Source organism: Aeromonas sp. MR19 (assembly GCF_963899305.1).
GTDB classification, from domain to species: domain Bacteria; phylum Pseudomonadota; class Gammaproteobacteria; order Enterobacterales; family Aeromonadaceae; genus Aeromonas; species Aeromonas bestiarum.
On sequence record NZ_CAWQWZ010000043.1, the window covers coordinates 17,722 to 38,366 of the forward strand.

Genomic DNA, 20,645 nt, shown 5'->3' on the forward strand with positions numbered 1-20,645 from the left:
TCAGGAGCGCCATTTCAAGATGGTCCAGCGCCAGGCGTGGCGCAGCACCAGAGGAGTTAACGCCAAAGCGCTTAGCCAGTGGGCCCAGCTGGCGAGGCTGCCCATGCTGTCGCCCGGGGTGCCGTGCAGCACCAGCAGCAGGCCGCTGGTCAGACAGACCAGCAGCAGGGCTTCGATAATCCGCCCCGTGGTGCGCAAAAATGGTTTGTGGCTCTTGTTCAGCAGGCTGCGATGGGAGAGCCAGAAGGCGCCAAACAGCAGGGGGAACAGGGTGAGCGAGAGCATCACATGCACAAACAGATTCCAGCGCGCCAGCGCCCAGAGCGGGGTCAGCTGCTCCCACAGCAACAGGCCGGAGAAGAACATCAGATAGAGGGAGCCCTCAGCGGCCTGATGGTGATAGGCCAGCCACTGCCAGCAGTGTCGGGGTGAGAGAGAAAGGCTTGTCATAGGTGCTCCAGCGCCCGGGCAGTCCAGCCCGGGGGAGCAAGTTTACAATGCAGTAAAGGTAATGAAAAGAGTTATCAATTCCGCTCTTGATGAATAAATCCTGAATGAAAACAGGGTTGGGTCATTTGTGATCTGCCAGCCGTTCCGTGATGGCGTAGATGAGCGCCGCGGTGGAGAAGGCGAGAAACACTATCACAGACCACTTCATCTCGACTTCATTGCCGGTGCCATCGTCCAGAAAGGCCTTGAGCACCTCGATCCCGGCGATGGTGACCAGGGAGTTGATGACGATGAGTTTGAGGGAGGCGAAGTTGATCTTGCTGAGCCAGTTGTTGCCGAGCGCCTCGCGCTGCTCCTGAGTCTGAATAAACTGCACATAGCCGCAGATGGCCACCAGGATCAGCATCTGCGCCACCAGTACGAAGTCCACCAGAGTCAGCACCCCTGTGATGAGGTCAAGATAATGGATGTCGATGATGTCGCGGCACAGCGTATAGAGCTGCATGGCAAACTTCACCATCAAGAGCGCCACGCACACCAGAATGCACACATAAAACGGGAACATCATCAACCGGCTGCCATTGAGCATAAAGTTGAACCGACGCATGAGAACTCCTGAGTAGGGTGAGATTGGGCTGATTATCGCCTGAGTCAGGCGACGAATGCATGTTTTACTGATAAAGCCTGCATGGCCGCTTGCTCGGTAGAAGGTGTCGCATTGATGGGGCCTGCTCTGACAGTCGATGTGCCACTGTCACAGATGGCAAGCGCTCGGTACTGATGCAATGCAGTCAGAATGCAGAACGGGCGCCCGGTTGTGGGCCGGGCACCTCGGTTATTACTCGATATTGATGGGGCCCTTGGTGCCCGCATCACTGTCGATCCAGACATCTTCCCCCTTCAGACGGCGATCGCCCTGAATGGTAAATGTAATGGTGCCCTGCTTGAACAGCAGTGCACCGTCAGCCCGCTTTGCCTTGACCTGTTTGCCATTGACCCAAACCTGCTCTTTGCCATCGATACGGATGGTGGCAACTGTGGCTCCTTCGTTGCTTTTGGCCACCCATTGCCCAGCATAGGGTGTGGTGTCTGCGGCGGCCTCCGTGCTCGCGGGAGTGGCTGCCTCGCCAAAACCAGCCTTGGCATTTTCGGCCTTGCTCTTGGTGATATCGCACCCTTGCAACTCGGAGGCCTGGGTGCAGCCGGAGTTTTCGAGTTGTTGGCGGTATTTGGCACTGATGGCGTGGGCAGGGGACTGGATCAGCAGGGCCAGCGCTGCCGCCGTAATCATGGTTTTGTGCATCATATTGCTCGCTTCTGTTGTCAGGTTATTCACCTCATCCACTTTAGTACTGCGTGCGACCAAGGGCTACCTGCTTGTGTCTGTCTCCTGATCGGGAGGCGAGAGCCAGCTTTGCAATAGGGTGCGAGCCGTGATGGAGAAGAAAAGAGGGTGAGTAAGTGGAGGATGTGGCAGACATGAAAAAGCCCAGTCCTGAGACTGGGCTTTGAAATTTGGCTCCCTCGACAGGACTTGAACCTGTGACATACGGATTAACAGTCCGCCGTTCTACCGACTGAACTACGAGGGAATTGGCTCCTCCTACTGGACTTGAACCAGTGACATACGGATTAACAGTCCGCCGTTCTACCGACTGAACTAAGGAGGAATTGCCTGTCTCGTTGAGACGGTGCGGATATTAATAGCCTGTCGGCCGGGTGTCAACCCGCGATCCGGCGCAAAAAATGGAATTTCGCCCTGTTTGTCCAAAACTTGGTCATTGTGGACTATTTTCAGCACAATCAGCAGCTTGAGACGGCGTTTTGCCTGTCACTTTTTCGTTTTGGCACATTAGCGGCTGGCCGGGAGCAGGCCGCCCTCGATGGCGAGTCACACGGCAGGCTTGCTGAACGGCGGGTGACAGTGGCGCCGCACGCCGGAGAACTGGAGCCCTGACTCAGGGAGAGGCGTGACGGATAAGGTGAGCGATGTGGATGCGTCAGGATTTAGTTAGCAGGCGAAGTGAAAGTTCGGCGTAATGGTGAGAAAAGGCGGCAATATGTGGACAATAAACGGCAATTTTGCGTGGTAACGGCCATTCATTGATCCCGCCCATCGAAATATTTCATCGGCTGGGGTATGGTTGCTCAGGATACCATCGCCGTGTCGACAGCTCTGCCGGCCCTTGATGATGATCGGGCGCCGGTTCAATCCGGCCTTTGTCTCCCTCTTCTGGTATTACGATATACATGCACAACCAAGCTCCCTTGCAAAGCGTGAAGCTGGCCATTGCTTTACGCCAATCCTGTATTGATGAACCCTATAGCATCCCTCGCTTTGGCCGTGACCTGATCGCCGGCGTCACGGTCGGCATTATCGCCATTCCGCTGGCCATGGCACTGGCGATTGCCAGCGGCGTGCCACCGCAACATGGTCTCTATACCGCCATCATCGCAGGTATCGTCATTGCCGTGACCGGTGGATCCCGTTTCTCCGTGTCGGGGCCGACCGCCGCCTTCGTGGTGATCCTCTACCCTGTGGCCCAGCAATTCGGGGTCGGTGGCCTGCTGATGGCGACCCTGATCTCGGGCTTCTTTCTGGTCGCCATGGGGATGGCCCGACTTGGGCGCCTGATTGAATACATTCCGCCGTCAGTGACCCTGGGTTTTACCGGCGGGATCGCCATCGTGATAGCCACCTTGCAGATCAAGGACTTCTTTGGCCTGCATGTGCCCGATATGCCGGAAAATTACATAGGCAAAGTAGAGGCGCTGGTACATGCCCTGCCAAGCTGGCAATGGGGTGACACGTTGGTCGGGATTGCTACCCTGGCCGTGTTATTGCTCTGGCCACGGCTGCGCTTGCCGGTGCCCGGTCACTTACCCGCCGTGCTGGTGGGGGTGGGGCTGGGGTTTGGTCTGCACTACTTTGGTGTCGATGTGGCCACCATTGGCAGCAAGTTCAGTTATACCCTGGCAGATGGGACACAAGGCATGGGGATCCCGCCCATAGCGCCGACTCTGGTAATGCCCTGGGCACTGCCGGGGCCGGATGGTTCACCGGTCGAATGGAACCTGGCGGCCATCGAGCGCTTGCTGCCGGCTGCGTTTTCCATGGCCATGCTGGGGGCCATTGAGTCGCTGCTCTGCGCCGTGGTGCTCGATGGCATGACGGGTCGCAAACACAGCTCCAATGCCGAGCTGGTGGGGCAGGGGTTGGGCAACATATTGGCGCCTTTCTTCGGTGGTATTACGGCAACGGCGGCCATTGCCCGTTCCGCCGCCAACGTACGGGCAGGTGCCACCTCGCCGGTTTCCAGCATAGTGCATGCGCTTGTGGTACTGGCCGCCATTCTGGTGCTGGCCCCCTGGCTCTCCTGGTTGCCGCTCTCGGCCATGGCCGCGCTGTTGCTGATCGTGGCCTGGAACATGAGTGAGGCACACAAGGTGGTGGAGCTGGTGCGTCGCGCGCCCAAGTCCGATGTGCTGGTGTTGGTGGTCTGTCTCTCGCTTACCGTCATCTTCGACATGGTGATTGCCATCACCTTCGGGGTGATCCTCGCCTCCCTGCTGTTCATGCGTGAAATCGCCAAGATGACCAGGCTGCACGATTTGGCCGATCACAAGCGCTATGCCCACGAAGTGCCGGCGAATGCCTTGCTTTACAAGATCAACGGCCCGCTGTTTTTTGCGGCAGCCGAGCGTGTCTTTGGCGAGCTGGTGGCTCAGGTTCAGGGGCACAAGCTGCTGGTATTGCAGATGGAGGCTGTCTCCATCCTGGATGCCGGGGGACTCTCTGCTTTCCTGCAGTTTGAAAAGCAGATGGCCAAGGCTGGAGTGGAGCTGCGGGTGGCCGAGTTGCAGTTTCAGCCGTTGAAGACACTGGCGCGTGCCAAGGTGCGCCCTGTGCCGGGTCAGTTGGAGTTTTATGGCTCTCTGGAAGAGGCATTGAAAGGCGAGCAGAGTCACGAACAGGCCGCCAGTTGATGGTATGGGATGCAGAGGTGGAAAGATTTTGCGCAGTTGGCTCGGTTCTTGAGCAAACAGATTGAAAACCGCAAAATTGCATTGACCCCAACACAATGCATCCCTTACATTACGCCCCGTCGCTGCGGCATGGTTCGCAAGCGATGGTGTAACTCAGGCACCTGAAAATGTGAGAAAAAATTTGGTGAGGTGTCCGAGTGGCTGAAGGAGCACGCCTGGAAAGTGTGTATACGGCAACGTATCGAGGGTTCGAATCCCTCCCTCACCGCCAAATAAAACAAAAAGGCCTGTCGAAAGACAGGCCCTTTTGTTTTTCCTGTACTTGCTGGTGCAACACATCTCCGGGGTCGACAAGCAGATAGGCCCAGCCATGCCGGGCCGCCAAGAGTGCCCCTTGGGCGAGAGCCTGCTGGCGGTGAGCGCATCCCGGCCGAATGCCACCAAAACCGACCCTATGGCCGGTTTTTTTGTTGTCAGGCCAGAGTCTCCTCGCGGGCCGCATTCACCCAGAATCTTTCGTCAGGCGCAATGTCCTTCATCTGGCAGGGCACCACCCAGTGGCAAAGCGCCTTGTCATCTCATGCATGGCAACACCCCGAGCAATCCGAGTGCTCGGGGTGTTTGCTTTGACATGGCATCCATTGCTTTTCTTCCCACTCATCTCTCCTCCTGCCTGAACCCGGACGGCGGTCTTCGGGGGCGCCCATCTTGCTTCATCCTTCAATTCATTTGCGACACTGTGATGGATGAGTGTGCTCTATGACAGGTGTAAGTTCTGTCATGAGCAACAAGTTGCGCCCTATTTAGCTATAAGTGCCAAGGGTGCAATATTTTGTAGGGATATATTCCAATCACGCAACTAATTGCGCTTCGTCGGTGAGAATGGCGTGTGGCTTGTCTTTAACTATATGTTTTATAAGTTAAAAAATGTTTGGCATGGTCACTGCTAAGGGTTTGGTCGAGTGCTATCTCATTTCACCAATCTATCAGGAGCATACCCATGCCAACTCCATGTTATATCAGCATCGAAGGTAAGACTCAGGGCAACATCACCGCCGGTGCCTTCACCTCCGACTCCGTCGGCAACATCTTCGTGCAAGGCCACGAAGACGAGATGCTGGTGCAAGAGTTCCAACACGTCGTCACAGTGCCGACCGATCCGCAATCTGGTCAGCCTGCCGGCCAGCGCGTCCACAAGCCGTTCAAGTTCACCGTCGCCCTGAACAAGTCCGTGCCGCTGATGTACAACTCCCTGGCCTCCGGCGAGATGCTGCCGAAAGTGACCCTGAAGTGGTATCGCACCTCGGTCGAAGGCAAGCAGGAGCACTTCTTCAGCACTGTGCTGACCGACGCCACCATAGTTGACATCGACTGCCAGATGCCCCACTGCCAGGATCCGGCGAAGTCTGACTTCACCCAGCTGATCCAGGTCTCTCTGGCCTATCGCAAGATTGACTGGGAGCACACAGTGGCCGGCACCTCGGGTGCGGACGACTGGCGCGCTCCGATCGAAGCGTAACCGTATACACAAGGGCACTGCTTGCGGTGCCCTTTTGCCATCTGCGTGTTTGACGGGCATCTCCCGCCTGCTATCCATTTTTCCATCCCAGCGATTTTTTCTTGTGTCCGTTTGCTCTGCACAAGCGGACACAAGAAAAAAGACGAGTTCACGTCTTGCCGCACGCCGTCAAGGGCGTGCGGTAGCCATGGTGTCAGCAACGCCGGGGCGATGGCGGATCTCTCACTCGGTTTGAATGGCTCCCGAATATGAGGGGCCGCATGACATCTCAGGGGCGCTCACCGATGGCAGACAGCACAGGATTACAATTTACCGTCAAGGTGGGGGCACTGCTCGAGAGCACCTTCGTTGTGGCCGAGTTTGTGCTGGAAGAGGCGCTGAACGGGCCTTTCCAGCTGCGTTTGGAATTGGCGAGCCCCGAGCCCGATGTCGACTTCGGTGCCGTGCTGGACCAGCCGTGCGAGCTGATAGTGTGGTACAACGGCGAGCTGCAGCGCCGGGTGTGCGGGGTAGTGAGTGATTTTGCACAAGGGGACAGCGGTTTTCGCCGTACCCGCTATCAGCTCATGGTACAGCCGGCGCTGTGGCGGCTCTCGCTTCGCCACAATTCGCGCATCTTCCAGGCGCAAAAGCCTGACGAAATCCTCTCCGTCCTGTTGCAAGAGCACGGCATCACAGACTACGCCTTTGCGCTCAAAAACGAGCACGCCCAGCGGGAATACTGCGTGCAGTACCGCGAGACCGACCTCGATTTCGTCAACCGGCTCGCCGCCGAAGAGGGGCTCTTCTACTTCCATGAATTCGACGCCGGCAAACACCGCGTCGTGTTTGCCGACGATGCGGCGGCCTTGACCGCCGGCCCCGCGCTCTTCTTCAACCTCGGCAACCGCTCGCTGGAGCAGGGCCCCTATGTGCGCCAGTTCCACTACCGCGAGGCGGTGCGCCCAAGCGATGTGGAGCTCAAAGACTACAGCTTCAAGACCCCGGCCTACGGTCTCTCGCACAAGAAGGCGGGGAGCGATCTGGAGCACCAGCGGAGCACCTATCAGCACTTCGATTTCCCGGGCCGTTACAAGCAGGACGGTAGTGGCAAGGCGTTTGCCCAGCACCGACTCGATGCCCTTCGCAATGATGCCGTGGCGGGCAGTGGCAAGTCCAACAGCGCAGCCCTGCTGCCAGGGCAGAGCTTCTCGCTGACCGAACATCCCAACGGCAGCCTCAACACCGACTGGCAAATCGTGCGTATCCAGCACACCGGCTTGCAGCCGCAGGCGCTGGAAGAGGAGGGGGGCAGCGGCCCGACCGTCTACCACAACGAATTTGCGGTGGTCAAAGCCAGCACCAGCTGGCGGGCGCGCATCGGCAGCCCACAGGCGCCTTACAAGCCGATGGTGGACGGCCCGCAAATCGCCGTGGTGGTCGGCCCCGAAGGGGAGGAGATTTACTGCGATGAACATGGCCGGGTCAAACTACAGTTCCCGTGGGACAGATACGGCAGCTCCAACGACCAGAGCTCCTGCTGGGTGCGTGTATCCCAAGGCTGGGCCGGCGGCCAATACGGCATGATGGCGATTCCGCGCATCGGCCATGAAGTTATCGTCTCATTTCTGGAAGGGGACCCGGACCAGCCCATCGTCACCGGTCGCACCTTCCACGCCACCAACCGGCCACCCTACGAGTTGCCGGTCAACAAGACCCGTACCGTGCTGCGCACCGAGACCCATCAGGGTGAAGGGTTCAACGAGCTGCGCTTCGAAGACCAGGCGGGCAAGGAAGAGATTTACATCCACGGTCAGAAAGACCTGAACGTACTCATCGAGAACGATGCGGCCTGGCACATCAAGCACGACCAGCACACCGATATCGACAATGAGCGGGTCACTCGCGTCAGAAAGGTGCCGGGTGAGGAGGGGGCACCGCCCAGTCTAGGCAACGACCATCTGACCGTTGAAGGGGAGAAGCGGGATCATATCAAGGCTGACTACTCGCTGACTGTGGATGCGTCCATGCATCAAAAACTCGGTCAGAGCTGGCTTACCCAGGCGGGGCAGGAGGTGCATGTCAAGGCGGGTGCCAAGGTGGTGCTGGAGGCGGGCTCTGAAATTACCGTCAAGGTCGGTGGCTGTTTTATCAAGGTCGATGGCGGTGGCGTCACTCTGGTCGGCCCCACCATCAAGATGAACTCGGGCGGCAGTCCAGGCTCCGGCTCCGGCTGGGCGGGCCAGATCCCCAAGAGTTTAGAGGAGATGTTGGATGCCCCAAATAAACACTGGATGAAGTTCTATCACCTCGACTCCGAACTGATGCCCTTGGCAGGTACCCCCTATAAAGCGGTGTTGAGCGATGGCTCTGTGAGGGAGGGCACTCTGGATGGTGAAGGTATGGCGCTGCTTGAGGAGGTGCCCGCTGGTACTGCTTCTGTGAGCTATGACGTGCAGGACAACTTTGTCGATTTGCCCCGTGAGCCCATCTCGGCCCTCACCGGCCATCTCGACAGTCTGAGTGACGAGGGCTGATATGTTCGGTAACGATCTGTTTGAGCAGCTCTATGACCACCTGGATAAAGCTGTGTCCGGCGGCGCTGCCTATGTCAAACAAAGTGCAGAGGCGGTAAAGAAGGGGGTTGCTTCCAGCCTGCAGTGGATTTGGGAGGCCCTCCAGGGGGATTTCAATCCCAACCAAAGTGCGGGACAAATCGCCGCCAATGCGGTGTTGGGTCTTATTCCCGTGGTCGATCAGGTGTTGGATTGTCGCGACCTTATTGCCAATGCCCGGGATATTTCCCGTGATCCCAAGCAGCCGGAGAAATGGGTTTTCCTCAGCTTTACCCTGATAGGTCTGATCCCGTCACTGGGTTCTGCGCTCAAGGGGGTGTTGAAAATCATCTTCCTGTTTGTCCGTAAGGCGGGCGGTGATGCCACCAAGGCGATCAGACCCGCCATGGTACCCGTGTTGACGTTTCTCAGTGACCCCAAGGTCAAGAAAGTGCTGGGTATCTCGCGCCTCGACAAGGTTCTGAAAGGATTTGCCGGTCAGATCAGGGGGTTGAGAGGGCAGATCGCTGTCAGCGTGCTGCTGGGCTATCTGGACGATGCCGTCAGATCGCTGACCAGTTTGATCGGCAAGGTAAAAGGATTGGCACCAGCATCGGTCAGGATCTGGCTGGAACAATCCCAGCGCCTGGTGCTGCAGATGCAGTCACAGGCAGGTCAGATGTTGCCTGCTGCCATGGGACCCGTGCTCAAATCCCTCGATGAGATTGCCGCGGGATTGGAGAAAGAGGCGGTCAAGCATGCCCCAGGTTACAAGGCCGTGCCCGGTGGCACCGTTATCCACCCGCTGCCGGATGATGTCGTCAAAGTGGATCTCAAGATCCTGAGCCGCTCCAAGAAAGGGATTTATGGCGAGATCATCAGCGACAACTGGATGGCAAATCACAAGTTCGAGAACCTGTTGCCAGAACATCGCCGGGTACGTAGCCTGAATGACAAGCCCAGAGGGCGGGGCATCGATGGTATCTACAAGAACACCAATCCTCCGCCTCCCTACGTGGTGACCGAGACCAAGTTTCGGACGGCAGGGGGGGAGTATATCGACGAGGATGGCACCAAGAGCACCCAGTTGTTGTCGATGACCAAGGGGTCGGGCAAGCAGATGAGCAATTTGTGGATAGAAAGGCGATTACCGGATGAAATAGCAGATAAAAAGCTATTGGCGGATATCAGAAAACAAAAATATGAATCTTGGTTGATGATCGTCGATGAGTCTGGTGAGGTGATTCAGATCACCAAGTTGAATAAGAATGCCGATGCTATCGGTACTATCCCGGTCAAGTAGGAGTAGAGAATGAGTTCGTTTATTGAGCAGCGTCGAGATCCACTATTATCTGAGGATCTCTTCTTGGTTCAGCTAGAAGACTACAAAGAATCGCTCTATTTTGACCAGGAGTGGTGGAGCTGGATAAATGATCCTCACCATGAACGCTGGAGTGACCCAGCAGGATTGCCTACTCGCTCTGGTGCCAGTGCTGGCATGTTTATGGATAATCTTGAACATCTGATCTTGCTTTATTCTGGCGGGGTCTCTCATGAAGAGGTTATTGCTCAGCTAGGCGTCGTCACTAAAGAGTTTTTACGCCATAAAAAAGAGTTTCCAGATGAACAGTTTTATTACTGGGAGCAAGATGCCTATCAATATCTGCTCTGGATGTTTTCATTAAGCATCCTCTATGGCCAGGATAAGATGTTGCCCGAGTTGGTGCGTTATATCAGTAAGAATCCGGAAGGGGACGACGACCCACTGTGGAGCATGTTGTTGGCCCGCTTGGGTTATCCTGGCTTCCCTCGAGGCCCAGAATCCTATATTCCCGAGGTGTATCGCCCGCTATTTGATGCCATCAAGGGAGATGGTGTAAATCCCACCAAGGTTGAGCGTCAGGCGAGCATCAAACAATACCTCAAAGGATGGTACAAGGGGTGTAAAGAGTGCTATTGGCACGACAGGCACAAGGCAAAGCATGCCATCTACTTTGGCTATTGGGCTTTTGAAGCGGCGCTGGTCACCCTGCTTTATGAGCTGGATGACAGCAGCTATCGAGACATGCGCTATTACCCCAAGGATCTGGTGGATTATGCCAGAGCCAATGGTATTGCAGAGAAATGGCAGGCATTGCGAGTAGCCCAACATCCTATTGCCATGCCGGGTTCAATGGTGGAGCAGGATGGCAACTGGCGCTGCAACCTGACCGATGAGCAGTGGCAGCTTCGCAAAGGGCAGCGTTTACCTTCCCAAACCCATGTCAACAAGGACGACATGTTGTTCTGGGTACAGGAGTAGTTTGCTTTTATCGATCATGCGTTGCCTGCGTGATCGATACATCGCGAACCGAGCATCGTTTTGGTGCTGCGGCGGTGTTGCTTGGCACCCTTGGCTCTGTATGAAAAAATCGAGAAAGAAAGGTGAAGGCGATAAAAAAACTATTCCTGCTCCTCTCCGTCATTATCTTGTCGCCCCTGTTGATTCTCATGGTCTATGTCGAAAGACGAAGAAAGAAATGGCTTCTATCAATTTTACTATCCCCTCTGCCTGAAGAGATCAGAGCCAGCAGATTGAACGCGCTGATGAATACCCATGCCGATGAGCTACAGGGCGGCATTGTGTCAGCACTTGTTGAATTCAACTCTAATGAACATTGGGTGTGTCTCAATATTGACTGGCGAGACGTTGAGGAGGTTGAGTTACAGGGCAATGCATTGGCGGATATTCACGGCTTGAAGGATCACTTCACTTGTTCAGAGCCGGGTGAGGAGGCATCGGTTTGGAGCATGTTGGTGCTTTATGACTTGTGGCTGCAAGCGCGAGGATATGAAGTTGTGCTTTGGGATATAGATGCAGATCAATATACAGGATTTATTTGTCGAACCGATATTCTCGACAAACTGTTAAATGAGGGAAGCAAGCTGGGTCTGGACCTGGTCAAGCTGGATCATGTGAACGAGCAATAATATTCTTAGGCAGCACGGAAATTACCATAATAAGGTCTATTTAAAGAAAGTTGATGAGCAATAGAAAGTCTATCTGGTTGTAAGAAATAATTATGTACACAGCCACCCTACCATCTTAATTATTCGCAGATACAAACAATGACATACCGCACATTATGGTTGGTACTGGCGACCCATTGGCTCGCCGCTTGTACTACAACGACGTTACAGACCGAATCCGAACTGACTCAAGCCGCCCACCAGGGGCAGGGTAAGGCGCAATATGAACTGGCCAATCGCCTGGCCGCCAAGCCCGATTATCCCGAGGCGATGCACTGGATGAAGCAGGCCGCGGATCAAACAGGGCCTTTGGCTGCGGATGCCGACATTCGGGGAAAAGCGGCTCTGCAGGTAGGAAGCTGGTATCAGGTGGGTCTTGGCGAGCCAAAGAATCCTCAATTGGCCGAGAACTGGTGGCAGCGCTCGGCCAAGCTGGGCAACCGTGAAGCCAGTTATCAGCTGGGGAGGAATTGTCAGCAGCAGCACAAAGGCAAGCTGGTAAGCGAGTGCCTCGACTGGTTCGAGCAGGCAGCCAAACGGGATCATGCCGAAGCGCAACTGATCCTGGGGCAATGGTATGCCAAGCAGCCTGGAGCCGATGTGGATGCCGTCAAATGGTTGGAGAAAGCCGCCGAGCAAGGCAATCGCGACGCGCAATATCAGTTGGGATTGCGCTACGAGCAGGGGCAGGGGGTAAGTAAACGGAGCGATGTGGCGCTGCGCTGGTTTGAGAAGGCAGCTGCCCAGCAGCAACCGGATGCCTTGCTGATCCTGGCACGCAAGGCCGCACCTGAGGAGGCGTTCAGTTTCTATCAGCGGGCTGCCAATGCAGGGTCTGCGCCAGCTCAACTGTGGCTGGGGCAGGCTTATCTGGCAGGAGAAAAGGTCGTTCAGGATCTTGCCTTGGGTCGTTATTGGCTGGAGCTGGCTGCTGGCAATGGTTCTCATGAAGCCGAATATCAGTTGAGCCTGCAGCAGAGCGATGCTACGGCGCGAGAGCATTGGTTGACGCGTGCCGCAGAGGGCGGTTTTAGCCAGGCTCAGCTTGCATTGGCGCAATGGCTGCAAGAGCGCGGGGATCTCGCCGCCGCTCGCCAGCGTTTTTCGCAGGCGGCAGCGCAGGGCAATGTCGATGCCTACTATGCCTATGGTGAGATGCTGCGGTTGGGGCTGGGCGGCAAAGAGGATTATGCGCAAGCCCTCAAACAGTATCGATTGGCTGCCAACGCGCATCATAGATCTGCCCAGTATCGCATGGGGATCATGCGTGAGCAGGGATTGGGGGCACCTCGCAATCGACTGCATGCTTATGCGTGGTATCTGCTCGCGGCTACGGATGGCAATCATGATGCAACCAAGGCACGTGATGAGCTGGAAAAAGGTATGTCGGAGAAGGAAAAGAGTGCCGGTCAGAAGCTGGCCCAGCATTGGTTCGTGACACTCGCTCAAGGGAAAAAATTGGAGAGTTAGTGAGTGAACAATAAGAAATAGGTTGTGTGTGATGACTTAATGCCATTAACGCATAAACCCAATATATACACCATTGTTGTTGGCAACATTCTTTAAACAGTCAAGTGTTCGTCAGTCTCTTCATTACTCAATATGATGAAGGGACTTTTTGTGTTCGCTATGTCACCTTTTGTTACATATTTTCTTATATTGTCACGTCTGGTTCTGTCGTTAGCGTGTAAATGACAAGAGTAAATGATAATGAAATGCTCTTGGAGGATGCCTAGATTCAGTTTCAAACGTACTTCATAGAACATGTAAATGTTGATTTTCGATAAGCGACAATGAAGTTAAGTTATTGTTTTTATTGTGTTTTATTTTGTTGTGGTATTTTTTAAATATATCATTAATTAAGAATTAATTGACTTGACATAATGCTCGCATATACCATGCGGCGCAAATGGCTCTTAAGCCAATATGACCTCTAACAAAGAGTAGAGGCATGATAGGGTTGTATAGATAACAAGATGCATATTGTGTTTTTGATGATTAGAGCTTTGACTCTGGTATGTCAAAAATGCATCGTCGGCTGATGTTTCTCCCACCTTGTGACTACAGGTGGTTCAGTCAACTGTCATTTCTTACAGTTGCTGGTGAGGGCGTTGGCTATAAGCTTTAGGGTCTTGGTTGACCCTTAACTTGGTATTTAGAGCATGGGAAAAGGAATTGACGGCGCTACTGTTGCGCCCAAAGAACGTATCAATATCAAATATGTGCCGGCAACCGGTGGTCAACAGGCGGAGATAGAGCTTCCGCTGACCATGATGGTGGTAGGCAATATGAAGGGACGTACTGAGGAAACGCCTCTCGAGGAGCGTCAGACCGTCTCCATCGACAAGAATAATTTTTCTTCCGTCATGAAAGAATCGGCACTGGAACTGAAGTTTTCCGTTCCCAATCGCCTGGAGGAGAACAGCCAGGACGAAATGCCGGTTTCGATCAAGATCCAGTCTCTGGAAGACTTCACCCCTGACAGTGTTGCCCAGCAAGTTCCCGAGCTGCGCAAGCTGCTGGAGCTGCGTGAAGCCTTGGTTGCACTGAAGGGGCCATTGGGAAATATTCCCTCCTTCCGCAATCGTTTGCAGGACCTGCTGTCCAGTGATGAGGCTCGTGAGCAACTGCTCAAGGAGCTGGATTTGATTAAGCCTGCCGAGTGATCGGCTGGTTGGATTGATTGACGAGAAAGGAAAAAACATGTCTTTGGTCGAAGAACAGGTTCAAACGGGGGCGAGTGCTGCCCCTTCGTCCTTGCTGGACGAAATCATGGCACAGGCTCGCATCACCCCGGTCGATGAAGGCTACAGTGTTGCCAAGCAAGGTGTTGCCGCCTTGATCGCCAATATTCTGGATAGCGGCACCACAAGCGATCCGGTCAACAAGGCGCTGGTAGACAGCATGATTGTCGAGCTCGACAAGAAGCTGAGCAAGCAGATGGACGTGATCCTGCACGCCAAAGAATTGCAGGAGCTGGAGTCTTCCTGGCGTTCACTCAAGTTGTTGGTGGATCGCACCGATTTTCGTGAAAACATCAAGATCCAGGTACTGCATGCGACCAAGGAAGAGTTGCTGGAAGATTTCGAATTCTCACCAGAGATCACCCAATCCGGCCTCTACAAGCATGTTTACTCGACAGGTTATGGTCAGTTTGGCGGTCAGCCCATCGGTGCCGTGATAGGTGATTATGCCTTCACTCACAGTTCACCCGATATCAAGCTGATGCAGTATGTCAGTGCCGTTGGTGCAATGGCCCATGCCCCCTTCATCTCCTCGGTTGCACCCGCCTTCTTCGGCGTCGACAGCTTTACCGATCTGCCGTCCATCAAGGATCTCAAATCGGTCTTCGAAGGCCCGTCCTACACCAAGTGGCGTTCACTGCGCGAGTCGGAGGATGCCCGCTATCTTGGGCTGACCGCACCGCGTTTCCTGGCCCGGCTGCCGTACGACCCGACCGAAAATCCCATCAAGGGTTTCAACTATCAAGAAGACATCAGCTCGGATCACGACCACTACCTGTGGGGCAACACCGCCTATTTGATGGGAACCTCCCTGACCGACAGTTTTGCCAAGTATCGCTGGTGCCCGAACATCATAGGTCCGCAGAGCGGTGGTGCCATCCACGATCTGCCGGTGCATGTCTATGAGGCCATGGGTCAGCTGCAAGCCAAGATCCCGACCGAGGTGCTCATCACCGATCGTCGTGAGTATGAGTTGTCAGAAGAGGGTTTCATCACCCTGACCATGCGAAAAGACAGTGACAATGCGGCCTTCTTCTCAGCCAACTCGGTACAAAAACCCAAGGTGTTCCCGAACACCAAGGAAGGCAAGGAAGCGGAGACCAACTACAAGCTGGGCACCCAGCTGCCCTACATGTTCATCATCAATCGCCTGGCACACTACATCAAGGTGTTGCAGCGCGAGCAGATCGGCTCCTGGAAGGAGCGTCAGGATCTGGAGCGTGAACTGAATGGCTGGATCAAGCAGTACGTTGCCGATCAAGAGAACCCGCCGGCAGACGTACGTAGCCGTCGCCCGCTGCGTGCCGCCCAGATCAAGGTGCTGGACGTGGAAGGTGAGCCGGGTTGGTACCAGGTTGCCATGGCCGTGCGTCCGCACTTCAAGTACATGGGGGCCAGCTTCGAGCTGTCTCTGGTAGGTCGACTGGACAAGGAATAATGCCCGATGCCGTATCTCTCTTCCTGGGATAGAGGAAATGCGGCCAGTCTGTTTGATCGTATCCGGGGGGAGGGGCTTGGCTCTTCCCCCCATTCGGAAGTTGATGAGTTGGTCGATTCTGTCAAGCGGCAGCTCGATCAAATTCTCAACACCCGTCCCGGCAATTGCCGCAGTGCTCCCGATCTGGGTGTCATCGATCTCAATGACGCCACGCAGGGCAGTGCGGACATCAAGGGGCGGATCCGTGAGGCGATCCGGCAATGCATCCGTCGTTATGAACCGCGGATCATTCAAGTGGATGTGCGTTCACCCGACCATCAGGCGAGTCCGCTTGAGATGTCGTTTCAGGTGACGGCCCACGTGAGGCTGGAGCATATCGAGCAGGTTACCTCGTTCAATGTCCATATGGACAGTCACCGTCACTACCGCATGGTCTGATCAATGTCGCTGGAACATTACTTCAGGGATGAGTTGGCATTTTTGCGCCTGCAAGGGCGCGAATTTGCCGATGCCTATCCCGAGCTCACCCGTTTTCTGTCGGAGCAGAATACCGACCCGGATGTGGAACGCCTGCTGGAAGGCTTTGCGTTTCTCACGGGCAATCTGCGCGCCAAGATCGAGGATGAGTTCCCCGAGCTGACCCATGGTCTGCTCAATATGCTCTGGCCCAACTATCTGCGTCCCGTACCCAGCATGACCATAATGCAGTTTTCGGTCATTCCGGGGGCCATAGCCCAACCGGCGCTGGTCAGGCAGGGTTGCCAGCTCGACAGCCTGCCCATCGACGAGGTGACCTGTCATTTTCAGACCTGTCACGATACCTGGGTCTATCCGGCAGATATCCATCATATTTCGGCGCAAAGTGGTAACGATCTCTCCACCATCTCGCTGGATATTGCCCTGCATGCCCCCCTGCCATTGAGCGAACTGCAGCTGGACAAGCTGCGTTTCTTCCTCGGTGGCGACAGCTATACCGCCTATGAACTCTACTTCTGGCTCTCCAACCAGCTCTCCCACATAGAGCTGGAGATCGATGGCAAGCGCTTTCGCCAGGAGGCCAAGGCGCTGAAATCGGTCGGCTTCGAGCGCGATGATGCGCTCCTGCCTTACCCGAACAACGTCTATTCCGGCTACCGGATCCTGCAGGAGTACTTCTGCTTTCCGGAAAGCTTCCTCTTCTTTGAACTCTCGGGTGGCGAGTGGCCCAAACAGCCGTTGCCGGTGAGCGAGTTCAAGATCCACTTCTGCTTCGATCGGCCCCTGCCGGCGGAGCTCAAGATCCGTCCCGACTCCTTCATGCTTAACTGCGTGCCGGCCATCAACTTGTTCCGGCACGACAGCGAGCCGGTCAATCTCAATGGCCGTCAGGCGGAGTATCCCCTCAAGGCGAGTTATCGCCATGCCGACAGTTTCGAGATCTTCTCGGTGGATCAGGTTGAGGGCTGGGTTGAGGGCAATCTGGGCCGCTCCCGCGGCACGCCGCGCATCTATCAGCCGTTCGAAAGTTTTCAGCACCAGATTGAACGTGCCAAGCACAGACTGGCGCTCTATTACCGGGTGCGGGTCAGAGAGTCGGTCAGCGGCGATGGTTTCGAGCACAGCCTTTCGTTCGTGCGGGGTGATGAAACCACCACTGTCGATCTGGATGAGTCGATCTCGGTCACGCTCACCTGCACCAATCGCTCCCGCGCCGCTCGTCTCAAGGTCGGCAGCATCTGCGTGCCGACCGGCAGCTCGCCCTCGTTTGCCACCTTTCGCAACCTGATCAGGCCGACCCGGCCACTGCGCCCTGCACTGGATGGCAGTCTGCACTGGACGCTGATTTCCAACCTGTCGCTCAACTATGTCTCCCTGCTGCGGCGGGATGCGCTGGTGCAGGTGCTGCGCACCTACGATTTCCCCGCGCTGCATGACAAGCAGGCGGAGCAGGCGTCACGCAAGCGGCTGGCGGGGATCGAGGAGATCGAAACCACCCCGGTCGACCGTCTGGTACGGGGCATGCCGGTGCGCGGACTCAAGTCGGTGCTCTCCATTCGCCAGTCCGCCTTTGGCAGCGAAGGGGAGCTCTACCTGTTCAGCACAGTGCTGGCGCACTTCTTCTCGCTGTATGCCAGCGTCAACGCCTTCCACCTGCTTGAGGTGGTCAATCTCGACAACAAGGAGCGCTATCAATGGCCAGTCCAGATCGGTCAGCACTCCCTGATGTGACGTCCGCCAGGGACGCGCCTCGCTTCAACTTCTTCCAGCTGGTTGAGCTGCTCAACCGGCTGGACGGTGCCGATCAGGAGCGCGGCCTCGACCATCTGCCGAGTGACGAGAACATCCGCTTCAAGGCGACCGCGTCCCTGGGATTTCCCACCAGCGACGTGTTGCAGATAGGTAGAGATGGCAAGGGGCGCCACGAGCTGGAGGTGGCCTTCCTCGGCCTGCATGGCAGCCAGTCTCCCATGCCCGGCTATTACCTGGACTCGCTGGCGTGGGAGTACGCGCAGGGGGAGCCGAAGCTGGGTCTGTTTCTGGACTTCTTCCATCACCGTCTGCTGACGCTGCTGCACAGGATCTGGCGCAAGTATCGCTATCACGTCCGTTTTCAGGACAACGGCGAGGATGGATTTTCCCGCCTGATGTTCGCCCTGGTGGGGCTCGGCAACGAGGCGGTCTGCCAGAGCCTGCCGGTCAACCGCGCCAAGATGCTCTCTTATGCAGGCATGCTGGCCAGCCCCAGTCGCTCCCCCGAGGTGGTCGCCGGTCTGGTGGCGCACTGTTTCGATCTGGCGGATGTGGAGGTGAGTGCCTGGCAGTGGCGCAAGGTGCCCATACAGCAGGATCAGCAAAACCGGCTGGGCGGCGCTTGCGCCACCCTGGGCAGCGACTTTGTCATCGGTGACAAGGTGAACGACTGCGCCGGCAAGTTCTTATTGAAGATCAACAACCTGAGTTTTGGCCAGTTTCTCGGGTTTCTCCCGAACGGGGAGCACTTTCACGCCCTGGTGACTTTTGTCTCCTTCATCCTGCGCGACCAGTTGGCCTGGGATCTGCGACTCGGCTTCGGCCAGGAGCAGGCCCGGGGGTTGCGATTGGGGGAGGAGCAGAGTGCGCGCCTGGGCTGGAGTACCTTTCTCGGCCAACCGCCGAGTGACCCGTTTGTGACTATCTGTGTACAGGAATAAGCGCAGGAAATTCAGTGTCGGAATCAGTGCAGGAGTGAATGTGGACGACTTTAACCAGCAACTTTCCCTGGTGGTGCTCAACAGCGAGCAGCTCGATGGCAGCCAGCAGGTGCAGTACCGCTTCGACGAGATGGGGGGCACCCTGGGCGCCTCCGAGCAGGACGACTGGCAACTGAGGGACAGGTTGGGGGCCGTCATGCCGGCCCACGCCCGTGTCGAGCTCAACGACGGTCGCTTTTGCCTGTGCGATCTGAGTGGCCAGACCTACATCAACGGTGCGACCTCGCCCATAGGGCGGGCCCGCAAGGTGCATCTCGAGCAGGGTGACGAACTGATCGTCGGCCCGTTCCGGATGCGGGCCTACCTGGGGGCCATCTCCCCCGAGCAGAGCCTGCAACAGGTGCTGGGCAACCGCCCCTCCGAGCAGCTCGATGAGTGGCTGGCCAGCGACGAGCACGGCGCTCAGACCATGGCCGATCCGCACACCCTGGCCGTCGACCCCTTGCTGGCGTTGCAGCAGGAGCGCTCGGCGCCGTCCCCGCTGGCGGATTCCCGCCTGCAGGCCCCCCTGCGTTCACAACCGGATATGGATGCCGTATCCCTCGCCCCTTTTTCTGCCGTCGAGAACACCATGAACCAAGAATTTCTGGATATGCCCGCCATAGAGAATCACCCCGACTACCACCCTCAGCTGGATGGGGTGGATCACGTGGCGCTGACCCCCTTGATGCGCGGCCTGGGTCAGTCCTTGCAGCTGCAGGATACCCAGCAGGCCCACGACATGCTCGAAGAGATGGGCAAGACGGTGCGTGCCATGGTGGAAGGGCTGCTGCAGTTGCAGACCGATCAGGCAGCGCTGGCAGATCGGCACCTGCGCCCCATCGAGGACAACCCGTTGCGGCTCGGGCTCGACTATGACGAGACCCTGGCGGTGATGTTCGCCGAGCAGAAGAGCCCGGTGCATCTGACCGCCCCGGCGGCGGTGGCCGAGAGTCTGCGCAATGTGCGCATTCATCACGTCGCAAACCAGCAGGCCATAGGTGCGGCCCTTGACAGCATATTGCAGGCGTTTTCGCCAGAGGCGCTGCTCGGGCGGTTCGAACACTATCGTCGTACCGGTACACCGGGTGTGGCCGACGAAGGCTGGGCCTGGAACATGTACCAGCACTACTACCGCGAGTTGACCTCTGCCCGTCAGCAGGGGTTCGACAAGCTGTTCCATCAGGTCTATGCCCAGGCGTATGACCAAGCCGTGCGTCAGCAACAGGGACTGATTTGATGATACGTGCGCTGATGCTGGGGGCCTGTCTGCTGGCCCTGGCCGGGTGTACCACCATGGGCAAGATGGCCGACGTGGCCATGGATCCGGATATTCAGGTGGGCAGCAATGGCGACCAACCCTCCACCCTGGGGCTGAGCCTGCTGGCGGAGCCGGACGTCAACCCCAACGAGAGCGGGGAGGCGGCGCCCATCGAGTTTCAGGTGGTGGTGCTGGCCGAAGATTCCAAGCTGCTCGCCACCGACTATGACCAGGTGACGGCGGATGTGGAGAAGGCCCTTGGCAAGAACTACCTGGATCATCAGGACTACACATTGCTGCCCGGCCAGTTCAAGTATCTGCCGCCCATCAAGCTCGATGAGAAGACCCGTTACATCGGGGTGATCGCACGTTACGCAGATCCGGACAGTGCCGAGTGGCGCAAGGTCATCAAGGTCAAGAGCATGGGCCGTGCCTATCAAATTCTGGTTCATCTGCGTCTGGATGAAGTGGAACTGCAAAAAGAAGAAGAATAA

17 protein-coding genes and 3 tRNA genes are annotated in these 20,645 nt (G+C 56.4%); 15 read left to right on the forward strand and 5 right to left on the reverse strand.

What is annotated here, in order from left to right; genetic code table 11:
* The 5 genes from AACQ95_RS16000 to AACQ95_RS16020 form a co-directional block, all read right to left on the reverse strand.
* Positions 1–450, reverse strand: coding sequence for a hypothetical protein (locus AACQ95_RS16000; RefSeq protein ID WP_241279034.1), 450 nt, complete (start codon positions 448–450; stop codon positions 1–3).
* A gap of 121 nt (positions 451–571) precedes the next feature.
* Positions 572–1,057: a YqhA family protein gene (locus AACQ95_RS16005; protein WP_241279035.1), complete on the reverse strand. Its 486-nt coding sequence runs from the start codon at positions 1,055–1,057 to the stop codon at positions 572–574.
* Between the two features lie 231 nt (positions 1,058–1,288).
* The gene (locus AACQ95_RS16010) at positions 1,289–1,753 is read right to left on the reverse strand and encodes a hypothetical protein (RefSeq protein ID WP_192895780.1); all 465 of its coding nucleotides are present in this window, start codon (positions 1,751–1,753) and stop codon (positions 1,289–1,291) included.
* A 213-nt stretch (positions 1,754–1,966) separates the two neighbouring features.
* Positions 1,967–2,042 (reverse strand) — tRNA-Asn (locus AACQ95_RS16015).
* A 2-nt stretch (positions 2,043–2,044) separates the two neighbouring features.
* Positions 2,045–2,120, reverse strand: a tRNA-Asn gene (locus AACQ95_RS16020).
* Positions 2,121–2,700: 580 nt separating this feature from the next.
* Here AACQ95_RS16020 and dauA point away from each other — a divergent pair.
* The 15 genes from dauA (at position 2,701) to tssJ (ending at position 20,645) form a co-directional block, all read left to right on the forward strand.
* Positions 2,701–4,437: a C4-dicarboxylic acid transporter DauA gene (gene dauA / locus AACQ95_RS16025; protein WP_241279036.1), complete on the forward strand. Its 1,737-nt coding sequence runs from the start codon at positions 2,701–2,703 to the stop codon at positions 4,435–4,437.
* A gap of 183 nt (positions 4,438–4,620) precedes the next feature.
* A tRNA-Ser gene (locus AACQ95_RS16030) sits at positions 4,621–4,708 on the forward strand.
* Between the two features lie 729 nt (positions 4,709–5,437).
* A complete protein-coding gene (gene hcp1 / locus AACQ95_RS16035) occupies positions 5,438–5,956 on the forward strand; it encodes a type VI secretion system effector Hcp1 (protein ID WP_043141097.1) in 519 nt (172 codons plus the stop codon).
* A 284-nt stretch (positions 5,957–6,240) separates the two neighbouring features.
* Entirely contained in the window at positions 6,241–8,472 is a 2,232-nt protein-coding gene (tssI, locus tag AACQ95_RS16040) for a type VI secretion system Vgr family protein (RefSeq protein WP_241279037.1), read from the forward strand.
* Between the two features lies 1 nt (position 8,473).
* On the forward strand, positions 8,474–9,793 hold the full coding sequence (locus AACQ95_RS16045) for a hypothetical protein (protein ID WP_241279038.1): 1,320 nt from the start codon (positions 8,474–8,476) through the stop codon (positions 9,791–9,793).
* Positions 9,794–9,802: 9 nt separating this feature from the next.
* Positions 9,803–10,792, forward strand: coding sequence for a PoNi-like cognate immunity protein (locus AACQ95_RS16050; protein ID WP_241279039.1), 990 nt, complete (start codon positions 9,803–9,805; stop codon positions 10,790–10,792).
* A gap of 122 nt (positions 10,793–10,914) precedes the next feature.
* Entirely contained in the window at positions 10,915–11,460 is a 546-nt protein-coding gene (locus tag AACQ95_RS16055; protein WP_098983848.1) for a DUF6630 family protein, read from the forward strand.
* 138 nt (positions 11,461–11,598) lie between these two features.
* Positions 11,599–12,969, forward strand: a complete 1,371-nt coding sequence (locus AACQ95_RS16060; RefSeq protein WP_241279040.1) for a tetratricopeptide repeat protein — start codon at positions 11,599–11,601, stop codon at positions 12,967–12,969.
* A gap of 692 nt (positions 12,970–13,661) precedes the next feature.
* A complete protein-coding gene (gene tssB, locus AACQ95_RS16065) occupies positions 13,662–14,165 on the forward strand; it encodes a type VI secretion system contractile sheath small subunit (protein WP_042869806.1) in 504 nt (167 codons plus the stop codon).
* A 37-nt stretch (positions 14,166–14,202) separates the two neighbouring features.
* Positions 14,203–15,681, forward strand: a complete 1,479-nt coding sequence (gene tssC, locus AACQ95_RS16070) for a type VI secretion system contractile sheath large subunit (protein ID WP_241279041.1) — start codon at positions 14,203–14,205, stop codon at positions 15,679–15,681.
* Positions 15,682–15,687: 6 nt separating this feature from the next.
* Complete coding sequence (tssE, locus tag AACQ95_RS16075; protein ID WP_241279042.1) at positions 15,688–16,119, forward strand: type VI secretion system baseplate subunit TssE; 432 nt, start codon at positions 15,688–15,690, stop codon at positions 16,117–16,119.
* A gap of 3 nt (positions 16,120–16,122) precedes the next feature.
* Positions 16,123–17,889, forward strand: a complete 1,767-nt coding sequence (tssF, locus tag AACQ95_RS16080; protein ID WP_241279043.1) for a type VI secretion system baseplate subunit TssF — start codon at positions 16,123–16,125, stop codon at positions 17,887–17,889.
* Entirely contained in the window at positions 17,853–18,851 is a 999-nt protein-coding gene (tssG, locus tag AACQ95_RS16085) for a type VI secretion system baseplate subunit TssG (RefSeq protein WP_098985110.1), read from the forward strand. The genes tssF and tssG overlap by 37 nt, the downstream gene beginning before the upstream one ends.
* Positions 18,852–18,891: 40 nt before the next feature.
* The gene (gene tagH / locus AACQ95_RS16090; RefSeq protein WP_241279044.1) at positions 18,892–20,130 is read left to right on the forward strand and encodes a type VI secretion system-associated FHA domain protein TagH; all 1,239 of its coding nucleotides are present in this window, start codon (positions 18,892–18,894) and stop codon (positions 20,128–20,130) included.
* On the forward strand, positions 20,130–20,645 hold the full coding sequence (gene tssJ / locus AACQ95_RS16095) for a type VI secretion system lipoprotein TssJ (RefSeq protein ID WP_042869816.1): 516 nt from the start codon (positions 20,130–20,132) through the stop codon (positions 20,643–20,645). The genes tagH and tssJ overlap by 1 nt, the downstream gene beginning before the upstream one ends.